This is a genomic window from Ruegeria marisrubri (assembly GCF_001507595.1).
GTDB lineage: Bacteria > Pseudomonadota > Alphaproteobacteria > Rhodobacterales > Rhodobacteraceae > Ruegeria > Ruegeria marisrubri.
In genome coordinates, this window is record NZ_LQBQ01000037.1 from 155440 (window position 1) to 171797 (window position 16358).

A 16358-nucleotide genomic window follows, 5' to 3' on the forward strand; every position below is an offset into this window, starting at 1 on the left:
TGTTGCAAGGCGTGATCTGGCCAGACTAGAAAAAAACATGCACATCTACCTCCCCATTGCCGAAGTTTCCGTCAACGCCTTCCTTTTGCTGGGGCTGGGTGGCCTGGTCGGTGTCCTGTCGGGCATGTTCGGTGTCGGCGGTGGTTTCCTCATGACGCCCTTGCTGTTTTTCATCGGCATCCCGCCGGCGGTGGCGGTGGCGACCGAGGCCAATCAGATCGTCGCCTCTTCTTTCTCCGGCGTGCTGGCGCATTTCCGGCGAAGGACGGTGGATCTGAAAATGGGGGCAGTCTTGCTGGTGGGCGGCCTGACCGGGGCCGCGTTGGGGGTGGTCGTTTTCAACTATCTCAAGAGCCTCGGGCAAGTCGATCTGCTCGTCAAACTCTGCTACGTCGTTTTTCTGGGCGTCATCGGCGGGCTGATGTTCGTCGAAAGCCTCAATGCCATCCGAAGATCGCGCAAGGCGGGTGGGTCGCCGCCAGCCAAGAGGCGCCAGCGTGGCTGGATACACGCCTTGCCGTTCAAGATGCGCTTCCGCACCTCCGGCCTCTACATCTCGGTGATACCGCCGCTGCTCGTGGGCCTCAGCGTGGGCGTTCTGTCCGCCATCATGGGCGTTGGTGGCGGGTTCATCATGGTGCCCGCGATGATCTACCTGCTGGGTATGCCGACCAAGGTCGTGGTGGGCACGTCGCTGTTCCAGATCATTTTCGTGACGGCGTTCACCACCATGCTGCACGCAACGACCAACTTCACCGTCGATGTCGTGCTCGCCGTGCTGCTGCTTGTCGGGGGGGTCGTCGGGGCGCAGTTCGGAACGGTGATCGGCGCCCGCATGAAGGCCGAACAATTGCGGATTCTGCTGGCGCTGTTGGTGCTGGTCGTTTGCGGCAAGCTGGCGGCCGACCTGCTGCTCCAGCCGACCGAGTTGTATTCGCTTGGCGAACTGGGAGGGCACTGACCTTGCTGCGTTTTCTGCTTGCCCTCGTCCTGTTCGCCCTGCCCGCTTTCGCCGAGGAAGAGACGGTCGTCCTGGGACTCAGCCAGGATCGCGTGGCAATCACGGCCAATTTCGACGGGTCGAACATCCTGGTGTTCGGCGCCATCAAACGGGAAACACCAATCCCGCCAGGAGAACCTTTGCAGGTCATCGTTGCGGTCTCGGGCCCATCGGAACCGGTCATGGTGCGCCGCAAGGAAAAGAAGTTCGGCATCTGGGTGAACACTGACAGCGTTCTGGTGGATTCCGCCCCGAGCTTCTATGCGGTTGCAACAAGCGGGCCTTTCCACGACGTGATCTCGGATACCGAGGACCTGAGGTATCGCATTTCGATCGAGCGGGCCATCCGGTCCGTCGGCGCCGCGATGCACATACGCAGCGCACAGGATTTTGCCGATGCCGTCGTGCGCATTCGCACCGACAACGGGCTCTACTCGATCCGCGAAAACACGGTGGCCGTGGACGAGCAAACCCTGTTTCGGACATCGATCGATATGCCCGCCGATCTGACCGAAGGGGAATACAGCACCCGTATCTTCCTTACGCGGGGGGGGCAGGTGGTTTCGTTCACCGAAACCACCATCCACGTGCGCAAGGTCGGGCTGGAGCGCATCCTGTACACCATGTCGCGGCAGCAACCGATCGTTTACGGTCTCATGTCGCTGGCCATCGCGATCGCGGCCGGATGGGGCGCATCGACGGCCTTCCGCCTGCTCAGGAACAGCTAGGTGTTCAGTCCCGGCACCTGGCGGATCGGATCGACGATGAATCTGTCTGGTTCTGATGTCCAGACCTTGCAGATGTATTCGTAAAGCGTGAGGCCGCTGAGGGCCTCATGCCTGGCAAGCGGGCGGTCCTAGAAAATTTCGGGGTCTGCTGCGTAAGGATCTGAACCGGCGCACGCCACCACTGCAGCCGGGATCTTCTGCCTCTGTGCAGCGGGGGCGCCTCAAGTCCGGGGATCGTTGAACGTTCCGCCGATGGCCTGCGTCAACCGCTGCGCTGCCTCGATGACCGGGCGGCTCAGCCGGTCGATCTCAGACTCGCTGACCCGGCTGGTCGGGCCGGAAACCGAGATCCCGGCAACGGCCTCGCGGGTGGCGTCAAAAACCGGGGCCGCGATGCAGCGCATGCCTGCGTTCTTTTCTTCGTTGTCCACCGAATAGCCCCGCGCCCGGATCCGGGCGAGGTCCGCCCTCAACGCGTCGGGCGCTGTAATGGAGCGTTCCGTGAAAGCTTGCAGTTCGGCGCTTGCCAGCACCCTGTCAAGCCGCTCGGTGTCCATATACGCCAGCAGTGCCTTGCCGATGCCCGACGCATGCATCGGCGACAGGGTGCCGGGCGGAAAGAAGGCCCGGATGCTGGCATGTGTCTCCACCTGGCTCAGGAACAGCACCGCGCCTTCCTTCTCGACTCCCAGGTTGGCGGTCTCGCCGGTGACCTCCATAAGCTTGCGCAGGATCGGCCGGGCCCGGTCCACAAGGCTGGTGCGCCGAAGGAACCGGGATCCGATCACGAAGGCTTGCGGCCCGATATGCCAGATCTGTTCCTTGTGGTCGAATTCGACAAGCCCCCTGCCCTCGAGCGTCACGAGAATGCGGTAAACCGTGGCCGGCGCCTGCCCGGTTTCCGCGGAAATCGTGCTCAATGTCTTTCCCTGGGCTTCACTCAGGTGTTCGAACACTTCCATTGCCCGATCCAGCGATTTGATCGTGTTCTGGGCCGTCTTGTCGTCCCACCCGCGCGGCCGGCCCCGGGCTCTCCGGACAGATCCAGAGCGATTTTCTTGCGATTCCATAAAAACCATCCAACCGTTAGTGAAAAACTAATTCACCATATGAAAAATTTAACATATTGCCAACAGTAAAGAAATCACGCTCTGGGCTTTTTGAAATGCGATTTCAAAAAAGTTTCGCCGCGTCGGGCCGCCCGATATTGTGGGGCCAACGACGCAAGGAGACCATCCATGAGCTTTCAGAATCCCGTTTTCATCCCGGGCCCGACCAACATTCCGGAAAGCCTCCGCAAAGCCTGCGACATGCCGACCATCGACCATCGCTCGCCGTTGTTCGGGCAGATTCTGCACCCGGCCCGCGAAGGAGTCCGGAAGGTGCTCAAAAGCGACAGCGCCGAGATTTTCATCTTCCCCTCCACGGGGACCGGGGGCTGGGAAACCGCGCTGACCAACACCCTGTCGGCCGGCGACACGGTTCTGGCGGCCCGCAACGGCATGTTCAGCCATCGCTGGATCGACATGTGTCAGCGGCACGGGCTGAAGGTCGATATCGTCGAAACCGCCTGGGGCGAAGGGCTGCCGGCCGACCGCTATGCCGAGATTCTGGCGGCAGACACGGCCCACGAGATCAGGGCGGTGCTGGCCACCCACAACGAAACCGCGACCGGCGTGAAATCGGACATCGCCGCCGTGCGCCGCGCATTGGATGCTGCCGGTCATCCGGCCATGCTGTTCGTGGATGGCGTGTCCTCGATCGCATCCATGGATTTCCGGTTCGATGAATGGGGCGTGGACGTGGCCGTCACCGGGTCGCAGAAAGGCTTCATGCTGCCGGCGGGCCTGGCCATTGTCGGGTTCAGCCGGAAGGCGATGGACGCGACAAGGACCGGGACACTGCCGCGCACCTTCTTTGACGTGCACGACATGGCCAAGGGATATGCCAGCAATGCCTATCCCTATACCCCCGCCGTCGGGTTGCTGAACGGACTCAACCAGGCTTGCGACCTGCTGCTGCGCGAAGGTCTGGAGAACGTCTTTGCCCGGCATCACCGCATTGCCGAGGGTGTGCGCGCAGCGGTGCGCGCCTGGGGCCTCGACCTATGTGCGGTGGACCCGTCGGTCTATTCCGACACGGTCAGCGCGATCCGCACGCCCGAGGGTTTCAACGCGACCGACATCGTCACCCATGCGGCCGAGAAATACGGCGTGGCCTTCGGTGTGGGGCTCGGCGAGGTCGCGGGCAAGGTGTTCCGCATCGGGCATCTGGGAAGCCTGACGGATGTGATGGCCCTGTCCGGCATCGCCACCGCCGAGATGTGCATGGCGGATCTGGGGCTGGACATCAAACTCGGCTCGGGTGTGGCCGCCGCACAGGACTATTACCGCGGGCACCCGGCCGAAGCACACAAGGACGCTGCCTGATGAAGGATTGCACCATGTACATCCCGACCTACGACGACATGCTGGCGGCCCACGACCGGATCGCGCCTCATATCCGCCGAACCCCGATCCGGACGTCGGATTACCTCAACGAACTGACCGGGGCGCAACTGTTCTTCAAATGCGAGAACTTTCAGGAACCGGGCGCGTTCAAGGTGCGCGGCGCTGCAAATGCGGTGTTCGGCCTGGACGATGAACAGGCCAGAAAAGGCGTCGCGACCCATTCCTCGGGCAATCATGCCTCGTGCCTGTCATATGCAGCAATGAAGCGGGGCATCCCCTGCAATGTCGTCATGCCGCGCACCGCACCGCAGGCCAAGAAGGACACCGTGCGTCGCTATGGCGGCAAGATCACCGAATGTGAACCGTCGACCTCGTCGCGCGAGGCGACCTTTGCCGAGGTCCAGGCGGCCACGGGCGGAGATTTTGTCCATCCCTACAACGACCCTCGGGTGATCGCCGGACAAGGCACCTGCGCGCGCGAGTTCATGGAACAGACCGACGGGCTGGATATGGTCGTCGCGCCCATCGGCGGCGGGGGCATGGTGTCGGGCACCTGCCTGACCCTGTCGACCCTGGCCCCGGAAACCCGGATCATCGCGGCCGAACCGGAACAGGCCGACGACGCCTATCGCAGCTTCAAGGCCGGTCACATCATCGCCGACGACGCGCCCAAGACCATCGCGGATGGGCTGCTGGTGCCGCTGAAGGAACTGACCTGGCACTTCGTGTCCAACCATGTCTCGGAGATCTACACCGCGACCGAGCAGGAGATTGTCGACGCGATGAAACTGACCTGGAAACACCTGCGCGTGGTGATGGAGCCGTCCTCGGCGGTGCCGCTGGCGACGGTGCTGAAAAATCCCGACGCCTTTCGGGGCAAACGCGTCGGCGTGATCATCACCGGGGGCAATGTCGATCTGGACAGACTGCCCTGGCTGGCTGCCTGACCCCTGGCACAATTGAAACGCAACCCGACACAGGAAACGGACATGAAAGACATGACCAATCTCGACGCATTCGAAGTGGGCTTCGACATCCCGGCCAAGCCCGGCATGGACGAAGCGGACATCCAGACCCCCTGCCTTGTGCTGGATCTGGATGCGCTCGAACGCAACATCCGGAAGATGGGCGATTATGCCAAGGCGCATGACATGCGGCACCGGGTACACGGCAAGATGCACAAATCGGTGGATGTGGCAAAACTGCAGGAAAGGCTGGGCGGCGCCGTCGGCGTCTGCTGTCAGAAAGTGTCCGAGGCCGAGGTTTTCGTCCGGGGCGGCATCAGGGACGTCCTGGTCTCGAACCAAGTGCGGGATCCGGCCAAGATCGACCGTCTGGCCCGTCTGCCCAAGCTGGGCAGCCGCATCATCGTCTGTGTCGATGATCTCGACAACGTGGCCGAACTGTCCGCCGCCGCCGTCAAACACGGCACGCAAATCGAAGTCTTCGTCGAAATCGACTGCGGCGCAGGGCGCTGCGGCGTCACCACCACGCCCGAGGTGGTCGAGATCGCCAAGGCCGTGGAAGCGGCGCCGAACCTGAAATTCGCCGGCATTCAGGCCTATCAGGGCGCGATGCAGCACCTCGACAGCTACGAGGCGCGCAAGGAAAAGCTGGATATCGCCATCGCGATGGTGAAAGACGCCGTTGACGGCCTGAAGGCCGTGGGCATCACCTGCGAGCTGGTCTCGGGCGGCGGAACCGGCTCTTACTATTTCGAGTCGAACTCGGGCGTGTACAACGAGCTTCAGTGTGGCTCCTACGCCTTCATGGATGCCGACTATGGCCGGATCCTCGACAAGGACGGCAACCGGATCGATCAGGGCGAATGGGAAAACGCCTTTTTCATTCTGACCAGCGTCATGAGCCATGCAAAGCCGGACAAGGCGATCGTGGATGCGGGCCTCAAGGCGCAATCGGTGGACAGCGGCCTGCCGGTCGTTTTTGGCCGCGACGATGTGGAATACGTCAAATGCTCGGACGAGCACGGCGTCGTCATGGACCCGAAGGGCGTGCTGAAGGTCAATGACAAGCTGAGGCTGGTGCCGGGCCACTGCGACCCGACCGCGAATGTGCACGACTGGTATGTCGGCGTCCGCAACGGCAAGGTCGAATGCGTCTGGCCGGTATCCGCCCGCGGCCGCGCCTACTGAGCAATATCAAACAGCACGGTCCGGCCGGATGCGCCGGACAGCCGCCCGTGTGACATGCGCTTTCCGGCACCGTCGCGCGGGCGCACAAATATCCAGTGGAGAAACCCATGTTGATTGTTCCCGAACGCGAGATCGCCGATCTGATGACCCGCGAAGCGGCCTTTGATGCCGTCGAACAGGTCTTTGCGTCCATGGCATCAGGCGATGCCTACAACTTCCCCGTCGTGCGCGAGGCCATCGGTCACGAGGATGCGCTTTACGGCTTCAAGGGAGGGTTCGACCGGGCCGGGCTGACGCTGGGTCTGAAGGCGGGCGGCTATTGGCCGAACAACCTGGAAAAGCACGGGTTGATCAACCATCAGTCAACCGTCTTCCTGTTCGATCCAGACACCGGCAGGCCCACGGCAATGGTCGGGGGCAACCTGCTGACCGCCTTGCGCACGGCGGCGGCATCTTCGGTGTCGATCAAGCATCTTGCGCGCACCGACGCCAAGATTCTCGGCATGATCGGCGCGGGCCACCAGGCGGCCTTTCAGCTCCGGGCAGCGCTGGAACAGCGCAACTTCGAGAAGGTCATCGGCTGGAATTATCACCCCGAGATGCTGCCGAATATCGAGAAGGTCGCCGCCGAAGCCGGCATTCCGTTCGAGGCTGTCCCACTGGACGGGATGCGGCAAGCGGATGTGATCATCTCGATCACATCCGCCTTCGCACCGTCGCTGATGGCAGATCATGTGAGTGCCGGGACCCATGTCGCCTGCATGGGGACCGACACCAAGGGCAAGCAGGAGGTCGAATCGGCACTGCTGGCCGGGGCCGGCGTGTTCACCGACGAGGTGGCGCAGTCCGTCACCATCGGAGAAGCCCAGCACGCGGTGGCCGAGGGGCTGATCAAGGAAAGCGACGTGGCGCAGCTGGGCGCGGTGATCAACGGCACCCATCCGGGCCGGTCGTCGGATGACCAGATCACCCTGTTCGACGGAACCGGTGTCGGGCTTCAGGATCTTGCGGTGGCCGCTTCGGTGGTCGAGCTTGCGGTGCGCAAGGGCATCGCGATCGAGGTCGATTTCTGAACATGGACCGCTGCGACCGGCCCGTGCCGGGGTCGCAGCGGGGCACGTCGCCTCCGTGTCCACTTCTGCCCCGCTCATCGAGCGGGGTTTTTCATGGCCAGTGGCAACCGCCTGGCGACCAAAAAAAAGCGGCGCAGTCACCTGCGCCGCCTTGGTGTTGGCCCGGCTGTGCGCCGGGCGTGTTGTCCCGATCGATCACACGTGATCGTCGTTGCCAAGTGACCCGCGGCCATGGCCGGCCAGACCGCCCGAGACCTCTTCGGTGGCCTCGTCCGACAGTTCCTCGGGCAGCAGCAGGTTCAACACGATCGCGATGACCGCCGCCGGCAGAATCCCGGATGTGGCCAGAACCTTGAGCGTTCCAGGCAGGTATTGCAGTGCGTCGGGCTCAAGCTGCAGGCCAAGGCCCAAGCTCAGCGAGATCGCGAAGATCACCATATTGCGGCGGTTCCAGTTCACGTCGGACAGCATCGAGATGCCAGCGGCAACCACCATCCCGAACATCACGATGACGCCGCCGCCCAGAACCTCGATCGGGATCGACGAGATGATCGCGCCGATCTTCGGGATCAGCCCGCACAGGATCAGGAAAATCGCGCCGATGGTGACGACCATGCGGCTCATGACCCCGGTCATGGCGATCAGGCCGACATTCTGGCTGAACGAGGTGTTCGGCAGCGCGCCAAACAGCCCCGAGATGGCGGTGCCGATACCGTCGGCGAATGTCGCGCCCTGGATTTCCTTGTCGGTGGCCTCGCGCCCGGCGCCGCCCTTGGTGATCCCCGAAACGTCGCCCACGGTTTCCACCGCCGAGACGAAGGACATCGCGCAGAAGCCGACGATCGCAGCCACCGAGAATTCCAGCCCGAAATGCAGCGGATTGGGCAGAGCGAAGGACGCGGCGCGGCCGACATTGCCCAGATTCACCTGGCCAAGTGCAAAGGCCACGGCATACCCGACCAGAAGACCGATCAGAACCGCCGAAACCGACAACATGCCGCGGGCAAAGAATTTCAGACCCAGCGTCACGACGATCACGGTTCCGGCCATGAACCAGTTCAGCCCCGATCCGTATTCCTCGGTGCCGATCGCGGGCACGCCTCCGGCCGCGTATTGAATGCCGACCTTGACCAGCGCCAGGCCGATCATCGTGACCACCAGCCCGGTGACCAGCGGCGGCAGCGCGAACCGGATGCGGCCGATGAACAGGCCGAGGAAGGCGTGGAACAGGCCGCCGACGACGATGCCCCCCATCAGCACGGCGATTGCATCGACCCCTTTGCCCGCCACCAGCGGGATCATGATCGGAATGAACGCAAAGGATGTGCCCTGCACGATCGGCAATCGGGCGCCGACGGGGCCGACCCCGACCGACTGGAACAGAGTCGCGACGCCGGCAAAAAACATCGACATCTGGATCATGTAGATCATCTGCGGAAAATCAGGGCTGTTCGATCCGAACCCGAACCCGGCTGCACCGCAGACGATGATGGCCGGCGTGACATTGGACACGAACATCGCCAGCACATGCTGAATGCCCAGTGGAACCGCCTTGAGGATCGGCGGCGAGTAATTCGGATCCCGGAGCTGTTCCGGGGTACCGATAGTTGCATCTGACATTGGGTCTTTCCCTCCCTGGTGATGCGCAAGCCGGCTCCTCCTCCGGCGGTTGCGCTAATCTGTGATCGTGTACGCCTCCTGGAACCAGTGTTCCTCGAGGTTGGGGCCGCTTCCGATACGGTCGACAACGGCGAACAGTCCCGGCGCAAAAAGCGGCGTCAGCACGCCATGCCAGGTGTTGCGGTGATAGTTCACCCCCTGACCCGGCGCGGTCTTGAAGGCGAGGGGCTGGCCCGGCGTGCCGTCGATGTCGGGCGCCACCACCACCACGAACGGCTTGTCAGACAGCGGCAGGAAGGCCTGGCTGCCATCCGGGTGACGTTCGACCATGTCCAGTGTGATGGGCAGGTTGAAGGCTTGCGACTGGAACACGCTGATCCCCGCGCGCCCGTCGCTGAAATCCAGTTGCGCGCGGTCGTGATACCGCGCGCATTTGCCCTGGTTGATGTATTTGTCCACCGCCCCGGCCGCTTCGATGACGTCACCGAATGGCGCGAAGGCCTGCGCCGTCAATGGCCGGAGCTTCAGCGTCCGGCTCATGCCGAAAACTTCTCGATCAGCCGCAACCCGGCGATCCGTTCGACCTGACGGCAGGCCTCGGCAAACTCGGTGTCCCGGTCGTTGTTCAGGCGGCGGTGGAAGGCCTCGAGAATGCTGGCCTTGGTGTTGTCCTTGACCGCGATGATGAAGGGAAAGCCGAATTTCGAGGTATAGGCCTGGTTCAGCGCCGTGAATTCCGCGCGCTCCTCATCGGTCAGCATGTCCAGCCCGGCACCGGCCTGCTCGGCCGTGCTTTCCCTGGTCAGACGGCCTGCGGCGGCCAGCTTTCCGGCCAGATCCGGGTGCGCGTTGAGGACACCAAGGCGCTGCTCGGTCGTGGCCGAGCGAAACACCCGCGCCAACGCGCTGTGAATGCCGGCCGCGTTGTCATGGGTCGGGCCAAGCTCCAGGTCAAAGGCGCCTTCGGCGATCCACGGGCTGTGTTCGAACACGCCACCGAATTCGGCGACAAAGCTTTCCTTGTTCATCTCCGATGGGGCAAGGCGCTTCACCGGAGGATGTTCCCTTGCCCAATGGTCCGCGATCTGTTCGCGCGTGGCGAACCAGACACCGTCATGGCTGGCGAAATGCTCCAGTGCCCGTTTCAGCGCCATTGCGCGGCCGGGCCGCCCGATCAGACGGCAATGCAACCCGATCGAGAGCATCTTCGGCGCCCCGGCCTCGCCTTCGGCATACAGCATGTCAAAGCTGTCCTTCAGATAGCTTTCGAACTGCGCACCGGTGGTAAAGCCCGCCTGGATCGCAAAGCGCATGTCGTTGCAATCCATCGTGTACGGCACGATCAGCTGATCCTTGCCGCCCGCCTTGACCCAATAGGGCAGATCATCGGCATAGCTGTCCGCGACATAGGCAAAATCGCCTTCTGCGGCGACCAGATCGATGGTGTTCATCGAACAGCGGCCGGTATACCATCCGCGTGGCCGCTGGCCCGTGACTTCGGTATGCAGCCGGATCGCTTCCCGGATCTGGGCGCGTTCCTCGGCCTCGCCCATGTCCTTGTGTTCGATCCATTTCAACCCGTGGCTGGCGATTTCCCACCCGGCAGCCTTCATCGCAGCGACCTGTTCGGGCGCACGGGCAAGCGCGGTGGCGACGCCGTAGACGGTAATCGGCAGATCGCGCAGAATTCGATGCACCCGCCAGAACCCGGCGCGGCTGCCGTATTCATAGATCGATTCCATGTTCCAGTGCCTTTGCCCCGGCCACGGGGCGGCCCCGGTGATCTCGGACAGAAAGGCCTCGGACGCGGGATCGCCGTGCAGAATGCAGTTTTCACCTCCTTCTTCATAGTTCAGCACGATCTGAACGGCGATCTTCGCCCCATTCGGCCAGTTCGCTGCAGGCACGTTCGCGCCATAACCGGTCATGTCTCTAGGGTATCGTTTCACATGGTTTTCCTTCTGCTGGAGCGAGAGATAGACCATAAAATGCACAGCGTTTTTCAAAAAATATGAAAAGGTGCTTCGAACAGGCCGGCTTTGCCACCCGACAGGAATTGCGCGTAGAAAAAGCACAGCCTGAGGAGAGTTTCATATGACCGGATATCTTACGACACATGTTCTGGACACGGCGCGCGGATGCCCGGCCGAAGGATTGAAGATCGAGCTGTTTCGGATAGAGGGCGCTGGTCGCACCCTGCTGAAGACCCTGGTCACCAATGACGACGGCCGGACCGATGAGCAGATCTTGCCGGAGGCCGAATTTGCGGTGGGCGAATACGAACTGGTATTTCATGCCGGCCCATACCTTGATGCCAATGGCACGCCGCCGGAAACGCCGCGCTTTCTGGACGTGATCCCGATCCGGTTCGGCATGTCCGAGCGATCGCACTATCACGTGCCGCTTCTGCTTTCTCCGTTCGGCTATTCCACCTATCGCGGCAGCTGACACCGTCAGCGCGCCCTGTTGGTCGCGCTTATGGTCGCACCGATCCGATCGACCATGAACTCCATGAACAGCCGCGTCTTGGGATCCTGCCAGCGGCGATGCGTGAACAGGCAGGCCATCTGAATGGGTTCCGGGGGCGTTTTCTGCGCCACCGGCACAAGCCTGCCGGCCTTCAGATGGTCGGCGATCTCGAACACCGGTTTCAACGCGATCCCGTGCCCCGCCAGCGCCCAGTCCGTCAGGACGTCGCCGTCATCCGATTCATAGCGCCCCGAGACGCGAAAGCGTCTTGGCCCTGTTTCCGTTCTCAACAGCCACTGAAATTCGGTCGCACCAGGAAATCGCAGGCTCAGGCATTCATGCGCATCGGCCACAAGATCGTTGCCTGTCTCTGGCATGCCCCGTTTCCGGACATAGTCAGGCGAGGCGCACAGCACCCGATCGACATCGGCAATCTTGCGAATCCGCAGGTTGCTGTCTTCTGGCTGCCCAAGGAAGAAAGCAAGATCCAGCCCCTCGGTCGTCAGATCCACCTTTCGGTCGGTCAGCCGCAAGCGGACATTCACCTCGGGGTAGTCGGCCAGGAATTGCGGCACTTGCGGGGCAATCAGACGCCGCCCGACACCCAAGGGCGCGGCCACGTACAACGAGCCTTTCAGGTTTTCGGTCATGTTGACGATCTGGGCCTCGGCGCTCTCGACCGCCTCGAGGATTTTCGTCGCGCCCCGATAGAAGGATTGCCCCTGCTCGGTCGGGGTCAGGCTGCGCGTCGTGCGCTGGAACAGGCGCACCCCCAGATGCTCTTCCAACTGCGAGATTCGCGCCGAGGTCACCGCCGGCGAAACCCGCAAATCGCGGCCCGCGGCGGACATGCTGCCCAATTCATAGACTCGAACAAAAGTGCGGATGTTGTCGAAGTAGGACATTTTTTTGCAATTTTTGATACTGCTTGGTCTTTCGCATCAATACCAGAACAAATCTCGATCGCATAGAGTGCCCGGGACATTCGAAACTTTGGAGCATAGCCATGTATGACCTGGCCGTAATCTGGGAATGGATTGCCTTCTCCGTCCGCTGGCTGCATGTGATCGCCGCGATGGCGTGGATCGGGGCGTCGTTCTATTTCATCGCCCTCGATCTGATGCTGAAACCGAACCCGGCCCTGCCCGAAGGCGCCCATGGCGAGGAATGGGAGGTGCATGGCGGCGGGTTCTACCACACGGTCAAATACCTTGTGGCCCCTGCCCGGATGCCCGAGCACCTGACCTGGCACAAATGGCAGAGTTACACGACCTGGCTGTCGGGGGCGGCTTTGCTGATGATCATCTACTGGGTCGGAGGCGAGCTGTTCCTGCTCGACCCCACCAAGGCGGATCTTGCGCTGTGGCAGGGCATCCTGATCTCGGGCGGGTCGCTGACCATCGGCTGGCTTCTCTATGACCAGATGTGCAAATCGCGGCTGAGCGACCATCCGACCGTCCTGATGCTGCTGCTGTTCGCGATTCTGGTGGTCATGTCCTGGGGCTACAATCAGATCTTCACGGGCCGGGCCGCGCTGTTGCACCTCGGGGCTTTCACCGCCACCATCATGACGGCGAACGTGTTCTTTCAGATCATGCCGAACCAGCGGATCGTGGTCGCGGATCTCAAGGCGGGGCGCACGCCGGATGCCAAGTACGGAAAGATCGCCAAGGTCCGGTCGACGCACAACAACTATCTGACGTTGCCGGTGGTGTTTCTGATGCTGTCGAACCACTATCCGCTGGCCTTCGCGACCGAACATGCCTGGATCATCTCGAGCCTGATCTTCCTGACCGGCGTGACCATCCGCCACTATTTCAACACGAAGCACGCAACGGGCAAGGGCCCGCACTGGACATGGGCCGTCACGGTTCTTCTGATGATCCTGATCGCCTGGCTGTCCTCGGTCGGCACCAGCGAAACCTGGGAAGAGGCCGAGGCCCGGCCGCTGACGCCCTACGAGGAGAAATACGCATCAGCCGCCAGCTTCGAGGAGGCCTATGACACGGTTCTGGGCAACTGCTCGATGTGCCATGCCCGCGAACCGGTCTGGGGCAACATGTTGTGGGCACCCAAGGGCGTCTATCTGGAAACTCCCGGCGATGTCGCCCGCCATGCCGACCAGATCTATCTCCAGGCCGGCATCAGCCACGCGATGCCGCCGCCGAACGCGGTGCAAATGGACAAAGAAGCGCGCCAGTCGATAATCGCCTGGGTCCGCGAAGTCCGGGGCAACTGACACCAGCCACCGCAACCGGAGAACTGGACCAGACGTTCGGGCTGGGCCACCGGAGCAATCCGGAACCGTCTGCTCGTTTCAAGACCGGCTGGTTTCGGAAAAGAAGCGTTTGCTGTGGTGCGCGACATGTTCGATGAACAGCCGCACCTTGGGGTCCTGCAGCTTTTTGTGCGGATAAAGGCAGCCGAAAATCGTGGGCAGCGGCGGGGTCTGGGGCAGCACCTCGACCAGCCGGCCGGATTCAAGATGCTCGCGCACGTCGAACCGGGGCTTGTTGACCACCCCCCTGCCCGCCAGCGCCCAGTCCGTCAGCACGTCCCCGTCATCGGCATCGTATTTGCCGCGAACCTCCAGCTTGCGTGGGCCCATATCCGTTTGCAGGATCCAGAAATATTCCGGCGACCTCGGGTAGCGCAGCAAAAGGCAATTGTGGTCGCCGTGCAGCAAGTCGTCCGGCGACTCCGGAACGCCGAACGCTGACAGATAGGCCGGCGAGGCGCACAGAACGCGGTCGCAATCCGCGAATTTCCGCAGCTTCATCGTCGAGTCCCCCGGCTCACCCACGAAAAACGCGATATCCAGCCCGTCGGCCAGAATGTCCACCTTGCGGTCAGACAAGCGCATTCGGATCTCGGTTTCCGGATAGCGGTCCGAGAATTCGGGGACCAAGGGAGCGACAATTCTGCGTCCGACCCCCAGCGGAGCGGTGATGCGGATCGCGCCTCTGGGTGCGTTGGAAAAGCTGGCGACGCGCGCCTCGGCATGGTCAAGCGCCAGCAGAACCGCCTTGGCCTCTTCGTAGAAAACGATTCCGACCTCGGTCGGTGTCATCGAACGAGTGGTCCGGTTGAACAGGCGCACGCCCAGGTGATTTTCAAGTTCCTTCAAACGCTTGCTGGCAACGGCCGGCGTCAGGCGCAAGTCCCGCCCCCCGGCGGTGATGCTGCCCAGTTCCATCACCCGAACAAAAACCCGCAGGCTCTCGATATACGACATCCGGCCTCCTCCCGACCCGATGAACGTGACTCAGGCGGAAGCATTTTTCAACGAAACGTTGAAAGTTTTTGCCGTTTTGGGCGATTTTCCGACTCAATTCCTGCTTCTATGGTCCGCTCGATTGCCCGCTGCAAGACCCGGGAAAAGGGGGAAGACCATGACGCATCGCACCGACATTCGATTTATCCTGAATGGCCGGGACGTGTCCGTTCCACACGTGGCCGCGGACCAGACGCTTCTGGATTTTCTCCGCCTGGACCGCCGTCTGACCGGAACCAAGGAGGGCTGTGCCGAGGGCGACTGCGGCGCCTGCACCGTGCTGGTCGGGCGGCTCGGCGCTTCGGGGCTCAGCTATGCGCCGGTCAACGCGTGCATCCGGTTTCTGGCCTCGGTCGATGGCTGTCATGTGGTGACGGTCGAGCATTTGTCCGGACCCGATGGCCGACTGCACCCGGTTCAGCGGGCAATGGTCGATCATCACGGCAGTCAGTGCGGGTTCTGCACGCCGGGTTTCGTCATGGCGCTCTATGCCCTGTGGATGCAGACGCCCGAGCCGACCGAGGCGCAGGTCGAAACCGCGCTTCAGGGCAACCTGTGCCGCTGCACCGGATACGAGCCGATCATCCGGGCCGCGGTTGCGGTCAGCCGTTACGGCACCCCCGCCTCGGACCATCTGAGCACCGAGCGTGAGACCATGACCGCGCGGCTTGCCGCCCTGCAGGACGGCCGCCGCGTGGTGACCGGCCCCGAAGACAACCTGAGCATACTTCCGGCGGACGTGGACGATCTGGCCCAGTGCCTGCAAACCTACCCCGGGGCCACGATCGTCGCGGGGGCGACCGATGTGGGCCTGTGGGTCACCAAGTTTCTGCGCCGGATCGGGCCGGCCATATTCACCGGCCATCTCGACGGATTGAAGACAGTTCAACGGCAGGGATCCTCTCTACTGATCGGTGCCGGCGCCAGCTACACCGATTGTCAGGAACTTCTGACCAGCCACCTGCCGCACCTGTCCTCGTATTGGGATCGCATCGCAGGGTGGCAGGTGCGGAACATGGGAACCGTAGGCGGCAACATCGCCAACGGCTCTCCGATCGGGGACACGCCCCCGGTCCTGATCGCGCTTGGCGCAGAGATCACGCTGCGCCGAGGGTCCGAACGCAGGATGCTGCCACTGGAAGACTTCTTCATCGACTACGGCAAGCAGGACCGTCGGGCGGACGAGTTCGTCGAGTGCATCCGTGTGCCGTTGCCGGAACCCGGCGATCTGGATGCCGCCTACAAGATTTCCAAACGAAGGGACGAGGACATCTCGTCAGTGGCCGCGGGTATCCACATGAGCGTTTCAGATGGCGTCATTCGCAACCCGCGCATCGCCTTTGGCGGCATGGCTGCCACGCCCAAGCGCGCTCCGCAGGCCGAGGCCGCGTTGACCGGCAAACCCTGGACCCGCGCGAGTTTCGAAGCCGCCGCGCAGGCGCTGGCCAACGACTTCACGCCCCTGACGGATTGGCGCGCCTCGGCCGAGTATCGAATGCTGTCCGCGCAGAACCTGCTGCGTCGTTTCTTTCTGGAACACGACACCCGGACCGACAGCCCCATCCAACTGGCCAGCGCCTGACACGAGGAG

General features: G+C 62.5%; 15 protein-coding genes and 1 pseudogene. 9 read left to right on the plus strand and 7 right to left on the minus strand.

Annotation, left to right across the window (positions count from 1 at the left end; genetic code table 11):
* Nucleotides 1–37: 37 nt before the first annotated feature.
* Both AVO45_RS17315 and AVO45_RS17320 read left to right on the plus strand, forming a co-directional pair.
* A complete protein-coding gene (locus AVO45_RS17315) occupies nucleotides 38–961 on the plus strand; it encodes a sulfite exporter TauE/SafE family protein (RefSeq protein ID WP_068349529.1) in 924 nt (307 codons plus the stop codon).
* 2 nt (nucleotides 962–963) lie between these two features.
* Nucleotides 964–1728 carry a TIGR02186 family protein gene (locus AVO45_RS17320; RefSeq protein ID WP_068349531.1) on the plus strand — a complete coding sequence of 255 codons (765 nt, stop codon included), beginning with the start codon at nucleotides 964–966 and terminating at the stop codon, nucleotides 1726–1728.
* Here AVO45_RS17320 and AVO45_RS19595 read toward each other — a convergent pair.
* A pseudogene (locus tag AVO45_RS19595) lies at nucleotides 1725–1841 on the minus strand (IS481 family transposase); the annotation flags it as partial. The gene AVO45_RS17320 and the pseudogene AVO45_RS19595 overlap by 4 nt on opposite strands.
* 108 nt (nucleotides 1842–1949) lie before the next feature.
* Nucleotides 1950–2798, minus strand: coding sequence for an HTH-type transcriptional regulator BhcR (bhcR, locus tag AVO45_RS17325; RefSeq protein ID WP_068349640.1), 849 nt, complete (start codon nucleotides 2796–2798; stop codon nucleotides 1950–1952).
* A gap of 168 nt (nucleotides 2799–2966) precedes the next feature.
* Between bhcR and bhcA the strand changes: the two genes are divergently transcribed.
* From bhcA to bhcD, 4 genes are all read left to right on the plus strand, one after another.
* Nucleotides 2967–4157: an L-aspartate--glyoxylate aminotransferase BhcA gene (bhcA, locus tag AVO45_RS17330; RefSeq protein ID WP_068349532.1), complete on the plus strand. Its 1191-nt coding sequence runs from the start codon at nucleotides 2967–2969 to the stop codon at nucleotides 4155–4157.
* Entirely contained in the window at nucleotides 4157–5125 is a 969-nt protein-coding gene (gene bhcB / locus AVO45_RS17335; protein WP_068349533.1) for a beta-hydroxyaspartate dehydratase BhcB, read from the plus strand. The genes bhcA and bhcB overlap by 1 nt, the downstream gene beginning before the upstream one ends.
* A gap of 42 nt (nucleotides 5126–5167) precedes the next feature.
* Complete coding sequence (gene bhcC, locus AVO45_RS17340) at nucleotides 5168–6331, plus strand: 3-hydroxy-D-aspartate aldolase BhcC (protein ID WP_068349535.1); 1164 nt, start codon at nucleotides 5168–5170, stop codon at nucleotides 6329–6331.
* Between the two features lie 107 nt (nucleotides 6332–6438).
* Nucleotides 6439–7404: an iminosuccinate reductase BhcD gene (gene bhcD / locus AVO45_RS17345; protein WP_068349537.1), complete on the plus strand. Its 966-nt coding sequence runs from the start codon at nucleotides 6439–6441 to the stop codon at nucleotides 7402–7404.
* 195 nt (nucleotides 7405–7599) lie between these two features.
* Here the strand turns inward: bhcD and AVO45_RS17350 are convergent, their stop codons facing one another.
* The 3 genes from AVO45_RS17350 to puuE are packed head-to-tail and all read right to left on the minus strand — an operon-like array spanning nucleotide 7600 to nucleotide 10973.
* Nucleotides 7600–9024 (minus strand): uracil-xanthine permease family protein, encoded by a 1425-nt coding sequence (locus tag AVO45_RS17350; RefSeq protein WP_068349539.1) that lies wholly within the window; start codon nucleotides 9022–9024, stop codon nucleotides 7600–7602.
* A gap of 54 nt (nucleotides 9025–9078) precedes the next feature.
* Nucleotides 9079–9564, minus strand: a complete 486-nt coding sequence (locus AVO45_RS17355) for an ureidoglycolate lyase (protein WP_068349540.1) — start codon at nucleotides 9562–9564, stop codon at nucleotides 9079–9081.
* On the minus strand, nucleotides 9561–10973 hold the full coding sequence (puuE, locus tag AVO45_RS17360; RefSeq protein WP_068349642.1) for an allantoinase PuuE: 1413 nt from the start codon (nucleotides 10971–10973) through the stop codon (nucleotides 9561–9563). The genes AVO45_RS17355 and puuE overlap by 4 nt, the downstream gene beginning before the upstream one ends.
* 145 nt (nucleotides 10974–11118) lie before the next feature.
* Here puuE and uraH point away from each other — a divergent pair, with 145 nt between their 5' ends.
* A complete protein-coding gene (gene uraH / locus AVO45_RS17365) occupies nucleotides 11119–11472 on the plus strand; it encodes a hydroxyisourate hydrolase (protein ID WP_068349541.1) in 354 nt (117 codons plus the stop codon).
* A gap of 5 nt (nucleotides 11473–11477) precedes the next feature.
* Here the strand turns inward: uraH and AVO45_RS17370 are convergent, their stop codons facing one another.
* On the minus strand, nucleotides 11478–12398 hold the full coding sequence (locus AVO45_RS17370) for a LysR family transcriptional regulator (RefSeq protein WP_068349543.1): 921 nt from the start codon (nucleotides 12396–12398) through the stop codon (nucleotides 11478–11480).
* A 101-nt stretch (nucleotides 12399–12499) separates the two neighbouring features.
* On the opposite strand from AVO45_RS17370, the gene AVO45_RS17375 reads away from it, so the two are divergent.
* Nucleotides 12500–13732 carry a urate hydroxylase PuuD gene (locus AVO45_RS17375; RefSeq protein WP_068349545.1) on the plus strand — a complete coding sequence of 411 codons (1233 nt, stop codon included), beginning with the start codon at nucleotides 12500–12502 and terminating at the stop codon, nucleotides 13730–13732.
* 78 nt (nucleotides 13733–13810) lie between these two features.
* Here AVO45_RS17375 and AVO45_RS17380 read toward each other — a convergent pair whose 3' ends face one another.
* Nucleotides 13811–14728: a LysR family transcriptional regulator gene (locus tag AVO45_RS17380; RefSeq protein WP_068349546.1), complete on the minus strand. Its 918-nt coding sequence runs from the start codon at nucleotides 14726–14728 to the stop codon at nucleotides 13811–13813.
* A 157-nt stretch (nucleotides 14729–14885) separates the two neighbouring features.
* On the opposite strand from AVO45_RS17380, the gene xdhA reads away from it, so the two are divergent.
* A complete protein-coding gene (gene xdhA, locus AVO45_RS17385; protein WP_068349548.1) occupies nucleotides 14886–16349 on the plus strand; it encodes a xanthine dehydrogenase small subunit in 1464 nt (487 codons plus the stop codon).
* Nucleotides 16350–16358 lie beyond the last annotated feature (9 nt).